12 protein-coding genes are annotated in these 13,719 nt (G+C 39.9%); 4 read left to right on the forward strand and 8 right to left on the reverse strand.

The annotated features are described in order from the left end of the window. Both WBA23_RS04970 and WBA23_RS04975 read right to left on the reverse strand, forming a co-directional pair. A partial coding sequence (locus WBA23_RS04970; protein ID WP_424581144.1) for a 5' nucleotidase, NT5C type occupies nucleotides 1-194 on the reverse strand: 194 nt, incomplete at its 3' end. 68 nt (nucleotides 195-262) lie between these two features. Continuing rightward, a complete protein-coding gene (locus WBA23_RS04975; RefSeq protein WP_424581145.1) occupies nucleotides 263-3,460 on the reverse strand; it encodes an ATP-binding protein in 3,198 nt (1,065 codons plus the stop codon). 240 nt (nucleotides 3,461-3,700) lie between these two features. Here WBA23_RS04975 and WBA23_RS04980 point away from each other — a divergent pair, with 240 nt between their 5' ends. The 3 genes from WBA23_RS04980 (at nucleotide 3,701) to WBA23_RS04990 (ending at nucleotide 6,842) form a co-directional block, all read left to right on the forward strand. Further along, nucleotides 3,701-5,782: a thioredoxin domain-containing protein gene (locus tag WBA23_RS04980; protein WP_424581146.1), complete on the forward strand. Its 2,082-nt coding sequence runs from the start codon at nucleotides 3,701-3,703 to the stop codon at nucleotides 5,780-5,782. A gap of 380 nt (nucleotides 5,783-6,162) precedes the next feature. Then, nucleotides 6,163-6,609, forward strand: coding sequence for a hypothetical protein (locus WBA23_RS04985; RefSeq protein ID WP_424581147.1), 447 nt, complete (start codon nucleotides 6,163-6,165; stop codon nucleotides 6,607-6,609). Between the two features lie 47 nt (nucleotides 6,610-6,656). Next, entirely contained in the window at nucleotides 6,657-6,842 is a 186-nt protein-coding gene (locus WBA23_RS04990) for a hypothetical protein (RefSeq protein ID WP_424581148.1), read from the forward strand. A gap of 2 nt (nucleotides 6,843-6,844) precedes the next feature. Here WBA23_RS04990 and WBA23_RS04995 read toward each other — a convergent pair whose 3' ends face one another. The 4 genes from WBA23_RS04995 to WBA23_RS05010 form a co-directional block, all read right to left on the reverse strand. Beyond that, nucleotides 6,845-8,221 (reverse strand): GH1 family beta-glucosidase, encoded by a 1,377-nt coding sequence (locus WBA23_RS04995; RefSeq protein WP_424581149.1) that lies wholly within the window; start codon nucleotides 8,219-8,221, stop codon nucleotides 6,845-6,847. Next, nucleotides 8,218-9,222, reverse strand: a complete 1,005-nt coding sequence (locus WBA23_RS05000; RefSeq protein WP_424581150.1) for a glycosyltransferase family protein — start codon at nucleotides 9,220-9,222, stop codon at nucleotides 8,218-8,220. The genes WBA23_RS04995 and WBA23_RS05000 overlap by 4 nt, the downstream gene beginning before the upstream one ends. Continuing rightward, nucleotides 9,222-10,079 carry a UDP-2,3-diacylglucosamine diphosphatase gene (locus WBA23_RS05005; RefSeq protein ID WP_424581151.1) on the reverse strand — a complete coding sequence of 286 codons (858 nt, stop codon included), beginning with the start codon at nucleotides 10,077-10,079 and terminating at the stop codon, nucleotides 9,222-9,224. The genes WBA23_RS05000 and WBA23_RS05005 overlap by 1 nt, the downstream gene beginning before the upstream one ends. Nucleotides 10,080-10,380: 301 nt before the next feature. Beyond that, nucleotides 10,381-11,274 carry a diacylglycerol/lipid kinase family protein gene (locus tag WBA23_RS05010; RefSeq protein ID WP_424581152.1) on the reverse strand — a complete coding sequence of 298 codons (894 nt, stop codon included), beginning with the start codon at nucleotides 11,272-11,274 and terminating at the stop codon, nucleotides 10,381-10,383. A 98-nt stretch (nucleotides 11,275-11,372) separates the two neighbouring features. On the opposite strand from WBA23_RS05010, the gene WBA23_RS05015 reads away from it, so the two are divergent. Further along, entirely contained in the window at nucleotides 11,373-11,768 is a 396-nt protein-coding gene (locus WBA23_RS05015; protein WP_424581153.1) for a gamma-glutamylcyclotransferase family protein, read from the forward strand. 63 nt (nucleotides 11,769-11,831) lie between these two features. On the opposite strand, the gene WBA23_RS05020 is transcribed toward WBA23_RS05015, so the two are convergent. Together WBA23_RS05020 and WBA23_RS05025 are read right to left on the reverse strand one after the other, a co-directional pair. Next, nucleotides 11,832-12,632, reverse strand: coding sequence for a hypothetical protein (locus WBA23_RS05020; RefSeq protein ID WP_424581154.1), 801 nt, complete (start codon nucleotides 12,630-12,632; stop codon nucleotides 11,832-11,834). Nucleotides 12,633-12,729: 97 nt separating this feature from the next. Next, nucleotides 12,730-13,719 (reverse strand): MATE family efflux transporter (locus tag WBA23_RS05025; RefSeq protein WP_424581155.1); only part of this gene is annotated, 990 nt, incomplete at its 5' end.

Genomic DNA, 13,719 nt, shown 5'->3' on the forward strand with positions numbered 1-13,719 from the left:
CGTATTGCCGAGCGATTATCCGGATGAACTATTTCTTCTAAGTAATGACCGGCTAGCTTTTCGTGGTCAATCGGCAGCTGGTATTCATCTTCGTAGAGTCGGATAAGTTTACCCAGAGCGTCAGCCAGTACTTCGTCCATATCAATTGCAACGCGCTTTTTCTTCATCCGGCAAAAGACCGCAAAAGTAAGCAAATTTCAAAGAACGATTCGCTCAACATGATTCAATCTACTTCAAAAGCTAATAAAACTCACACGAAAAATCAATCTGCAATACCTGATTTGTATTTCTGTATTTTTTCCAATATTTGGTGGCAATAGCTAATTAATGCATTACATATTCGCTCGTTGATTATCTTAGGGTTTTCTGCCATTTCTAACACCATATTGCTTAAAGGCTCAACTTTAATAGATGCACCATTTGATTTTACCTGTTGAAGATTATTAGCGTATTTTCCAAAGTCAGCCTTTTCTTTCAGTTCATTCACTTCTTGAACCAAATTTTTAATTATCTTTTCTATTTTTAAACATAATCTCCTCTGTTCAATTTGATCTCCATTAGTAAGATACTCAAATACCTCAAGGTTGATGGCTAAGTTTTTTTTTAGATAGTCATTCTTGATCTCTTCATTCTTCCATTGCGCAATTAATCGGGCGAATAACTCTTTAGGATCAAATGGCTTAGTTAGAAATTCGTCCATTCCCAACTCTTTTACCTTGTCTTTGGCCGCTAGCGTTGCTGATGCTGTTAACGCTATAATATAGACTGGATCCTTCTCTTCATGCTGCTCCCATGCCGTAATCTGCTTAGTAGACTCGTATCCATCCATAATTGGCATTTGTATGTCCATTAATATTACGTCATACGACTCTTGTTTCACTTTTTCAACGGCTTCTTGGCCATTGTTAGCAATATCTAAAGAAGCTTCCCATTTTTTTATAAAACGGGTTACTACATACTGATTTACTGGATTATCCTCAACTAACAACACTCGTAACCCCTCTAAACTTTGACCAAATTCTATATTAGATTTAGTAGCTCCCGCCTCATTAACCACTTTGTTACTCTTTCGTAACTCAAGTTTAAACGAGAACACTGAACCTACTCCAACTTCACTCGTCACCTCAATTTGGCTACCTTGAAGCTCCAAAAGCTTCTTAGTAATCGCTAACCCAAGACCAGTACCCCCAAACTTACGCGTTGTGCTCGAGCTAGCTTGACTAAACTCTTCAAAGATAGCTTCTATTTGATTTTCTGAAACGCCTATCCCAGTATCACGAACTTTAAAACTTAACCTAACTTTATGCTCTTTTTCTTCAATTAAATCTATCTCAATAGAAACTTCACCTTCTTGGGTGAATTTTACAGCATTACTTACTAAGTTATTAATTATTTGCCCTAATCGGGTCATATCACCCACCACCATTAATGGCACATCTTCGTCCCATCGTAGTTTAAGTTTCACATGCTTCTCTTGAGCTTTAGTTCCTTGAGCTGCCTTAATTCCATGCAGCATATTTTTCAAATTAAAGTCTACAAACTCTAATTCAATTTTTCCTGATTCTATTTTACTAAAGTCTAGAATGTCATTGATAAGAGAAAGGAGCAAGTCAGCCGAAAATTTCAGTGTTTTTAATGATTTCAACTGATCATTTCGAGGGTTTTCTTCCATTAATAAGTGGGTCATACCAATAACCGCATTCATAGGTGTTCTAATCTCGTGCGACATGGTTGAAAGAAAATCGGATTTAGCTTGTGTAGCTTCTTCAGCTTGCTCCCGAGCTGTAATTATTTGTCGCTGAGTGTAAGAACGCTCCAGCGTAGTTCCTACCCATCGGGCTACCAAACGCATAAAGTCTACCTCGTTTTCGGTAAATGGTGAAATTCTTTTCTCGGATGAGAAAAAGCAAATCGTTCCGTATTTTTTGCCAGCTACCCATAAAGGTGAACCAATATAGGATTCTATACCATATGAGTTATGGATAGTATTACCCAATTCTTGAGCAGCATCCATGCTTGAAATTGCGATAGTATCATCTGAAGTAAATGTAGCACCACAGTAAGTGTTAGGCAATGGAAGCTCTGTTCCCGCCTCAAATTTTTGATCTTCGTCATCTAAACAAATAGCATATTCTACCAACTGAATTTTGCTCTTCACTTGGTTTATCATTCCGTTAGGCAAATCGAAATAAGTAGCCACTGAAATCAATAATTCTTGAAGTTTTTCTTCTAGGCTGAGCTGATGATTGGCACTAATCTGCGTCAGAATTTTTAACCCTTGCTGATAATGATGGAGAGCCAATTCTGACTTTTTCCGATCCGTAATGTTTTCGGCTATAATAATTAAACCGCCAATATCATTTCCAGTTGTATACCAAGGTTTCACTTCCCACTGTAGCCACACTTCTGAACCATCTTTCAGAATAACCCGCTCGTCATCGTTGTGATAACTATTCCCTTTCAAACAATCCTGATGAATATTTTTCCATTCATCAGTAATTTCGGAAAAACCTCCGTAATACGACTCTCCAATAATATTTTCACCCTCTGTAAAACTATCGTTCCAATACTGGCTAGCCGCTATGTAGTGCATATTAGTATCAAACACGGCCATAGCAGCGGGGGCTTGTTCTATAAAAGAGGCTAGTTTTTGCTCAAACCCTTTTGTTTGAGTAATATCCAAGGAGAAAACTAAGCCGTGTGTTATTTCTCCTTCGTTGTAATACGGAATAAACTGAGAATAGTAGCTCTTTTTTTGATAGACTACTTCGCGTTCTAAGCTATTTCCGGCTAATACTTCTTCGTAGATAGGTTTTAGAAAAGCCACTTCGTCAGGGTTTGCTACTTCGTCAAGTGTTTTTCCTATTATCCTATTAAAATTCGGATGTTCGGTATAATTGTAGTCCTCGTAGTTAGAGTAGCGGTAATCTCGGTCAAAAAGGAAAATAAAAACTCCAGGAATATATTTAGCCATCCACCGAAACCATTTTTTCCGCTCGGTCAAATTACTTTGGATAGAATGTTCATCGGGCACTTTTTTAAAAAAACCTAGAATTGCCTCTGGTCTCTCCTGCTGATTCCACTCAATTACACTTCCATAGCAGATTACTGGCTCAGAAAAAGGCGATACAGCTTTTATTAAAAACTCGAAGTTACTTTTTCCGTTGGGCCAAAGCGTATTTACTATCTGACGTAGTACCGCATCTTCATCCAACGGTAAAATATCGCTCCACCGCTCCGGTTGTACAAAATCTTGTTTGTGATTGCTTTGAAGAAACCGACATGATTTTGGGCTCAGCTGAAGTGTGCCGGAAGATAGGTTCCACCGCCAATAACCATTACCTGCTTCTTCGGCTAATTGCTGAAAGATCGCATCTTGCTCAGTAAGCTGCTGTTCCAAACTAGCAACTCGGTTCGCTAATCGCTCTAATTTTTTGTGGTTTTGTGCTTGAGTTTTCAAAATAGTTTATATAATCGATCGTGATAAATTTATCAATTCGCATCATCACTTTCTTTAGTACTTTAACTAGTTTCTATAGCGTGTACTTTATACTTGAATCCTCAATTTTTTGGGTAGTTTTTAATTTGTAACCGTTGCGCCGAATGCACTGATTTGTTATTGAGAACTGCTGACAAACTAATCTTTTATCTTTGACGTTCGGAATTAGAAATTTCCTCATGTTTTAGATCGCTGTACCTTATGCGTTTTCACTTACTACTATTCGTATCTTGCTTATTGCTAACTTCAGCTTGCGCCCAGCCATCTGATCCGTCAAGCACTAATGCGCTCATTTACGAAACTAGCCCCTACCTGCTTCAGCATGCCTATAATCCGGTTAACTGGTACCCCTGGGGCGATAAAGCCTTAAAAAAAGCGGCCAATGAGGAAAAGCTACTTATTGTTAGTGTTGGTTACGCGGCTTGTCATTGGTGCCACGTAATGGAACACGAAAGCTTTGAGGATTCAACGGTAGCTGCATTTATGAACGAGCACTTTGTTTCTATTAAAGTAGATCGGGAAGAACGACCCGATGTCGATCAGATTTATATGAATGCTTCTCAACTACTTACCGGGCGGGGTGGTTGGCCGCTTAATGCGGTAGCACTTCCCGACGGACGCCCATTCTTTGCGGGCACCTATTTACCGAAAGACCAGTGGATGCAAGTATTGCAAAAACTGGTAGAAACTTACCAAGACGATCCTGGACGACTACAAGATATTGCTAATCAGGTGACTGAAGGCATTCAAACTATTGATCAACTAGAAATACCGACCTCCCCTACTGCCTATTCTCAAGAAACGCTAGATCAGCTTTTTCAGGAGTGGAAGCCCCAAATTGATTTTGAATGGGGAGGTAATCAAGGTGCACCCAAGTTTCCCATGCCCGTTAATTTAAATTTCTTAATGCAGTACCACTATTACTCTGGTGATACCTCCGCTAGAGAAGCCGTATTAACGACTCTTGATAAATTGGCTCTTGGAGGAATATACGACCATTTGGGGGGTGGGTTTGCCCGCTATGCGACCGATTCTCAGTGGAAAATACCACACTTTGAGAAAATGCTGTATGATAACGCTCAATTAATAAGCCTCTACAGCAAAGCCTACCAACTTACTGGCGACTCACTTTACCGCGATGTAGTTTATGAAACTGTAGACTTTATTGAACGAGATATGACCTCCAGTGAGGGGGCTTTCTACTCTTCGCTTGACGCTGATAGTGAGGGCGAAGAGGGGAAATTTTATGTTTGGTCGGCAGATGAAATTGAGGCAACATTGGATAGTACCTACGGAAATTTCACTTCTTATTTTAATATTTCGAAGAAAGGAAATTGGGAAGCAGGTAAAAATATTTTTTACGCTGACCAACGTATAGCGGATTTTGCTCATTCAATCGGTACTACACCTGAACAAGTAAGAAATGAGCTCCAGCAGGCTAAATCTCAATTACTAAAACTTCGAAGCGAACGAACCCCGCCGGGCTTAGATGATAAAGTACTAACAGCCTGGAATGCGCTGATGCTCAATGGCTACATAGATGCTTACCGAACTTTTGATGACCCTCGTTTTCTTCAATCCGCTTTAACTAACGCTGCCTTTTTGAGAAACAAGATCATACAATCCGACTTTTCATTAACCCGCAGTTATAAAGACGGGGACACTAGTATTCCTGGGTTTTTAGATGATTATGCTTTTCTTATCTCAGCCTATATCAATCTATACCAAGCCACTTTTGATGAAAATTGGATACACACGGCTAAGTCGTTAACTGATTATGTTCTTAATCAATTTCAGGATGACAAATCGCCCATGTTATTTTATACTGCTAGTGAGCACGCTTCGTTAATTGCTCGGCAAAAAGAGATTAGCGATAACGTTATTCCCAGCTCTAATTCAGTAATGGCTCATAATTTATGGACGTTGGGATTATTGCTGACGGAGGAAACTTATACTACTAAGGCCCAGGCTATGGCAGGGGCCATTTACCCAAACGTAAAAGAGTACCCTAATTTTCACGCTAATTGGGCAAGTCTACTTGGGAACTTAGTTCATGAACCGTATGAGGTAGCAATTCTAGGAGAAACTTCCCAAACAACCCGGCACGAGATGGATAAGCAGTATTTACCTAATGTGCTATTTTTAGGGGGTACATCAGAAGGAAGCTTAGCACTGCTTGAGAATAAGTTAGTTGATGGGCAAACGACTATTTACGTCTGTCGTAATAAAGTATGTAAGCTTCCGGTTACCCAACCCGATGCGGCTCTTGCGCAGATTCATTAGCTCCCTACAATTTCCTGGTTACTTGAAATTTGGGATAATAATATCTACTATAACTACTCATTTATGTTCTATTACAGCACTATACAATTCTGCATAGTGCACATATTACTTTTCGTAGTTAAGGTAATGTTAAAGTTAGCTACTTATTAAATTTGAGTATTTTTAACCAAATGGTGTAATTTTTTTTAATTCATAAATATAAAGGTTTCTGTTCAGCTATTTTTATATATTTTTTAATCATTATTCTGAGCGTTTTAGCGTTATATTTATTATATTTGTTTACTGCGCTACCCTAAACTTAAACTGCGGACCTACTTGTAATAGTTTTGCCAAATTCTCATTATGAGGTTGGTGTATTTTTTCCACAAATTGACCACTTTATGTATAAAATTGTCAACAGTCTAGCAAGTGCGGAGTATAATAAAAACCTTGAGGCCGTTATCATTAATTTTAACGGTTACGGTGAGCTTACGCTTTATCACGAGACTATGGATATTGCTATGAACATTGCTGCTGTGTACGATACGAACAAATGGCTTTTCGTCAAAGACTTTTTCCAAGACGTTAACCCTTATGAGTTTTTCTTCTTTATTAAGAAATGGTCTAATACTTGCAAAAGTTTGACTAGCTCATTTATCACCGATAAAACCTGTCAAGTAGCGGTGCTTACTACTCCTGCTTCGGAACGGAAATTAATGACAAATATCGAGTGGCTCGAAAAGTCCACCTTTAAGTTTGAACATCTTAACCTAAAAATTTTCACCCAGCAAGATAAAGCGCACACTTTCTTGAGCCAGCCTCGAAATCAAACTTTGGAAACTGCTTAGGAAGAAAACAGCGCACTATTAGCTGAAAATATTTAACCTAACAGTCTATGAAACCCAAAAATACAACCTACGAATTGGAACAACGCGTTCTACGTTTAGGCCATCAAAAAATTGAAGAAGAAGCGTTACTCAGAGAAGTTAGAGAAGCGATAGGTAAACCAAAAAAGGACAACTTGTCTTCAAGAAGGAAGAAGAAAATAAAATGCTTACACTTTTTACCTGCTTTTCTATAGGACTAAATATCCATATTCCGGCTATTAGGTGGCACTAAATGGTGTTGGATCAACTTAGCATACCACCGACCTGACTGCTTAATAATCCTTTTTTGCGTCTGGAAGTTGATATGCACTAAACCAAATGTGGGTCGGTAGCCTTCGGCCCATTCAAAATTATCGGTGAGAGTCCATGCGAAGTATCCATGCAGTGGCACACCTTCTTGTTTTGCTCGTAAACAAGCTTGTATGTGGCTACTTAAATACTGCTGTCGATCATAATCGTCAATCTTACCCTCACGCACTGAATCGGAAAAAGCGGCACCATTTTCTGTTATAATAATATTTTTGAGATGATATCGTCGGTGAAAATTTCTGAGAACGTGGTATATTGAATCAGCGTATACTTCCCAACCCATTAATGTGGTAGGTACTTCTCGCTTTTGAGGAGACACTTGGCGGGCAAAAATATACGGCATTGACCATGAATACCGGATAACTTCACGGGTATAGCACTGCAAACCAATAAAATCGAAGTCAAATTTTAAAAGATCTTCGTCATTTGGTTTCATGTATTTTTGTAATCTGGATAATGCCGGAAATTGGTCAATTGGATAGCCTCTTCCGAGTGACGGCTCAATAAAAAGTCGATTTAATAATGCATCTACCCGTTGAGCAGCCCGCACATCTTGTCGGCTCGGTGAAGCTGACTCAACTAATGCGCACGAAAAAGTAGTACCAACTTGGGCTGTAGAGTGCAAATCACGGATTACCCTCCCTCCTTCTGCTTGGCATAAAGCGGCGTGGTGAACTGCTGCTGAAAAATTTTTCATTCCTCGTTTACCCGGCGCGTGAATTCCTAGAAAGTACCCCGCCCCAGTAAATACCATCGGTTCATTAAGTACCATCCAGTTTGCTACCCGATCTTTAAAACGGCCTACAGTTAACTCAACGTATTCAACAAACCAACTTACAATATCACGATTAGTCCATCCACCCCGCTGATGGAGAGCTAAGGGTAAATCCCAATGATACAGCGTAACCCAGGGTTCAATATCACGCTCCAAGCAGCCATCAATCAGTCGGTCATAAAAATCAATACCAGCTTGATTAGGTGTTCCGATACCTTGGGGCAATACCCGCGACCATGCGATTGAAAACCGGAAGTTCGGAATATCTAATTGTTGAATAATACTTAAATCTTCGGGGTACCGATGGTAAAAATCACAGGCCTGATTTCCATTTTGGTTGTTATATGTTTTGCCTGAACGGTTAGCAAATTCATCCCATATAGACAGCCCCTTACCATCTTCCTGAAAGGCCCCTTCAGTTTGATAAGCAGCTGTAGATACCCCCCACTCAAAACTTGGATCACTATCTTCTGCGGTAAATTCAGTCATTTATCAATATTCAATCTTCTTCCTTCTTCCAACACCATGTCTATGATTTTTTCAGTAGTGTCGGGGTAATCTGCTTTAATTGACTGCAATTGTCCGACCCACTTTTGTACAAATGGGAGTTGTTTCTTCTTAAAGTTCTTCAGCACTGGTACCCCGAGTGATTCTAGTGCTGCTGCGTTGCAGTGCTGTTCGAATTGATTCTTCATTGGTATAACTAGCAGTTTCTTTTTTAAAAACAACGCCTCGGCTGGTGTCTCAAACCCCGCGCCGCACAACACACCTTCGCAATTTGTCATACTTTGAATGAATTGCTCGTTGTTTACCGGAGAGGTATAAACATTACCCTCCTGATAAGCCTTTTTGCTATGCTTGGAAAATACATGCCAGGAAATGTCTTTAATCATTTTTAGCCGATTAATAAGTTTCTGATCATCGAAGGCAGGTAGATAAACGGTATAGTGACCCAGATTATGCACTTCGGCCTGCCGAAGTTGCTGACGAATTACCGGGGTAAATATATTTGTATCAAATTTAGCGAAATGAAATCCATACGCTTGATCCGTAGGAGCATAATTTTTAAGTATTGCTTTACCCACTGGATCTTTTTTCTTGGGTTGGGGAGCATTCTCATTCAAAATAGCACTTTGGTGGCTCAGTGATATGCTGGGCACTTTTTTAAAGTAAGCTGCCCAAGCAGAAACTGGCTCGAAATCATTAATAATTAAGTCGTATTCATTAACAGGAAGATTCCGGACATCCTTTAGAAACCGACGGGTATCAGTTTTACGGTAAGTCCGCATTAAGTCCACTCCACCCGATTTACCAAAAATAAACCCAGCCCCCTTAAGTTGGTATTTGACCGAATACGGTAGAGATACATCAGCCTGAATGCCACTAATCAACAAGTCCAGCTCCACTTTGTCTTGAAGAATTGGTACAATATCGCGCGCTCGGCTAATGTGACCATTGCCTGTACCTTGAATAGCGTAAAGTACCTTCATTATTTGTTTAACCGAATTTCTTCTACCAAGTTTTTGTAGAGCACTCCTACATCTAAGTTTTCTATTTCTACTTCTTCTTCAGCCTCAGTAGTTTTTTCTTCATTGAGAGAAATATCGTCGGAGAAGCGATAAAGTGCCCACTTTTTTTTGTTGTACTCCAGTGCAGTTAGATTTTCAATCCAGTCGCCACTGTTAAGATAGACTACGCTACCCTGGCTATTATTAATAATCTTGATTTCAGGATTATGAATATGCCCGCACACAACGTAGTCGTAATCGTTATTAATGGCAATATCTGCCGCGGTATTCTCAAAGTCGTCAATGAATTTGACCGCGCCTTTTACTCTATTTTTTATTTTTTTGCTAAAAGAAACTCTTCCCATTCCTATTTTCTCTCGCACAAAGTTGACGAAAGCATTTAGTAAAATAAGTGTGTCATAGCCAATAGCTCCTAATTTAGCCAACCACTTAGAATGCTTCATAGTAATATCAAATACATCACCGTGAAAAATCCAGGCTTTTTTACCGTCTAGTTCTAAAACTACTTTATTCACAACTTTTAAAGAACCCATCGTAAACCCGTCAAATTTACGTAGCATTTCGTCGTGGTTTCCCGTGACATAATAAATGTCTACCCCTTTGGCCGCCATACCAAAGATCTGCTTTACCACTCGCATGTGGGAGCTAGGCCAGTAACGTTTGCTAAATTGCCAGATATCAATAATATCACCGTTCAAAACCAACGTTTCAGGCTTGATACTCTTAAGGTACTCAAGTAGTTCTTTAGCGCGGCATCCGTAGGTACCCAAGTGTACATCGGAAATAATCGCAACTTCGACTGATCGCTTTTTGGACATATCGTAGTAGTTTAAATTGAACTAAATAAAGTATTTGACTAGAAATTGTTTCTAATCCGCAAGACTGAATAGTCATAGCAGTCAGGTTTTGGGTTAGTACAGATTTGCTAACAAGAGAGATGCAGTGTATTACCCGAAAAGGGTTTAATAAAAGAGAATATAAATTGCAGGAGCGGAAATAGTAGATCAAGCAGACTGATCGTTGGTTATACAAATAACCGATTCTTATTCGAAGAGATAGTTATCTAACTATTAAGATATTGTTAAGCAATTGTTAAGTAGTCACTTAATATTCAAATGACTACGATGTTCTTGAAGGGCGTAGCACCCGCAGATTTTGAGGTTGTAGTGATATTGATAAATTTTGTTCTTCGGTCTTCACGTATTCCCCGTCGATATGAATGAGCGGATCATTCAGTTGCTGAATCTCAAATTGCTTAGCTTGTGTGATTTCAACGTAGGGCGAAAGATGAATTTGCCGAGTGAACGCTAGCAGCGTAAATGCAATAACGTAGGCAGGCGGGAAGGGCCGCACAAATACAATATCTAATAATCCGTCGTTAGTTTGCGCCTGAGGAGCTATAACGGCGTTGTTTCCGTACTGCTCACTATTGGCGAAGGCAATAAGAAAGAACGAATCTTCTACCTCCTTTCCGTTTAATTTATAACGGTAAGTGCGAGGTTGGTAGCTAGCAATTTCTTCCCAAATGCAGCGAATGTACGTGGCGTAACCCCGCTGAGCCTGATTAGCAAATTTCTTACTGATTAAAGCATCGAAGCCTGTACCCGACACATTGAAAAACGGGTGTCCATTTAAAAATCCTACATCAAGCAGCGACTCTTGCGACACATTAAGTTGTTTAATTGCCCGGGTTGGATTGGTTGAGATATTCAGATGACGGGCAAAACCATTGCCTGACCCGAGAGGAATAATGCCCAACACCGCTTGGCTACCGAGCAAGGCCCGGGCAGTTTCGTTGATCGTACCATCTCCACCTACGGCAATCACATAGTCAACTTGGTCGCGGTAAGACCCGCCAATTTCAGTAGCATGACCAGGATATTCCGTGAATATTATATCGTACTCAAAAAGGTTGGCATTAAGATGTTGCTTCACCAACAATGGGATGTCTTTCTGCTTGCCAATTCCTGAAATCGGGTTAACAACGAATACGCACTTCTTTTTTTGTGGCATAACTCTTCTCTCCCTAGTATATCGTAAACTACGTGGTCATTGTTTTAAGATGCATTCACGTATTATTGTATTTAAGTACTTGAGGGAAATTATTTGATGTGAACGAAATCGAGGATAAAAAAGAAGTTATCTACAAAATCTTTGTGTACGGAACTCTTCGTCAAGGTGGAATATACGACCACTATTTAGCAAGTAGCGAGTTAGTTCAAGCGGGGTATCGATTGCCGGGTTACGCACTGTATGACTACCAACATTGGTACCCCTACATGATTGCCCAAACTGGCTCTTCGGTAGTAGGCGATATTTACCGGGTGAGTGAAGTCGCTTTAACCGTTTTACACGAGTTAGAAGGAGTAGATGAGCAACTTTATCGCTTTATCTACCTAGCTGAACGCCAGTTCTATACGTACCTTAAGTATGATACTGACATAGCAGGACTACCTTACGTTGAAAGTGGAGATTGGCTCACTTACTACCAATCTCTTAAATTATAGCTATAAATGTGCGCGCATTACACAGTCTGTACAGTTTTACAGTTTCCAGACTCCGCTCTCCGCTTATGGTTTGTATTCTACCTCTTCATCTTCGACTTCTTCCGTTCTTACGGATGCTTTACGTTCTACAAACTGGTTCTCGATATAGTTAATATCTTCCTGGCTGACCTGGATTTTTTCGTTCATCTTCGCAATTTCATCGTCTAGTTCGTCTTTAGCTGCCATCAAGGTATTCATCCGATCTTCCGCTGCTTCCTGATCATTACTCAAGTCAAACTTCTCGTTTTCATCAGTCTTATCTGAATTTATTTTCTTTTGCATCCGGGCAGCAGACTTGTCAAGTTTGCGGTATTCTCGCTGATTTCTCTTCAAATCTTTTTCCAAGTTTTTAAGTCGCTTTTCATCGTCCTTAATGGTCACCTGAAGTTCATTAACCATATGATATTTTAACATACTACGGGTATAATTCCTTAGTTGCTCCATTTCATCAGGATAATCATCAGAATTTAGAGAAATATCGTAACCAGGCATAAATGCAACCGCCACCTGGGTCTGATCCTGCACCTGAGAAAGTAATACTTTTAAGTCACCCGTGTAGGAAGTAATGCTGGGTACTTTTGCTTCTTTTGCAATGAGTAAACCATTCCTCCCTTTTTTCAACTTTACACCTAATTCATCTTTAGTATAATCAATAATACTTTCCCGAAGATCGTCCTCAGACTCATCTACGGCTAACACCCAGGCAGGAGTCACTTTATCGTCTACATCCATCTTTTTTTCTGCGGGTTGTAAAAATTGGGCATAACCATATTGCATAGCAAATGCAAATACGAACGTTATAATAAGCTTAGTAAAATGTCTCATAGTATTTAAAATTTAATTTTGAGCTATATAATTTAATAATTAATTACCGAATTATACGTTATTCAATAGTAATCGACTACATTTTTTTCTAAATATCTTATACTTTTATTAGTTTCCATTTTCCTCGTCGGAAGAGGACAACACTTACTACTGCTGCTAATGAGAAAGCAATTGCTATGGAAATGTATACTCCTTGCGGCCCTATGTCCAACCAAACCGCTAAGCCATACGCCAACGGAATTTGTACCACCCAATAGCAGCCAATATTAATAAGCAAGGGGGTACGAGTATCGCCAGCTCCATTAAATGATTGAGCCAACACCATACCGTAGGACAGAAAAACGTATCCCAAACAGATAATTCGCAAAGACTCTACCCCGGTTTGAATTACTTTGGGATCGTTGCTAAAAATGCCGACAAACTGGCGCGCTCCGAAGTAAAATATTAGCGATAATACAGTTAGAAAGAGGAAGTTGTAGTACGCCGTTTTCCAAACTGACTTTTCGGCCCGTAGTGGCTGATTAGCTCCCAGATTTTGCCCAACTAAAGTAGCCGCCGCATTAGACAGCCCCCAGGAAGGTAGAATAGAAAAAATAATGATGCGAATAGCAATCGTGTACCCGGCCAAAGCCTCGTTACCAAACAGCGAAATAATTCGAACCAAAAATATCCAACTGGCTGATTCTACCAAAAACTGACTAACTCCTTCTGAAGCTAGTTTAAGCAGATTGAAAAGCGTTTTAGCGCGTATTACTATATTATCCCAGCCAATTTTGACAATTGTTTTACCATTCAGCAAATAGTACAACTGAAATAACACTCCTACTGTACGCCCAATAGTAGTGGCAATAGCCGCTCCGGCTACCCCAAATTCTGGAATTGGGCCTAAGCCAAAAATAAAGATGGGATCGAGAACGATGTTAAGCCCATTGGCTAACCAAAGCGACCGCATGGCGAGCGAAGCATTTCCTGCTCCCCGGAAAATACCGTTAATCAGGAACAGTAACATAATACTGGTATTGCTGAGAAACATGATACGAGTGTAGAGGAAGCCATCTTCCACAAGCTGAGGTTCGCCTCCCATGAG

This window comes from Tunicatimonas sp., from assembly GCF_049647865.1.
GTDB lineage: Bacteria > Bacteroidota > Bacteroidia > Cytophagales > Cyclobacteriaceae > Tunicatimonas.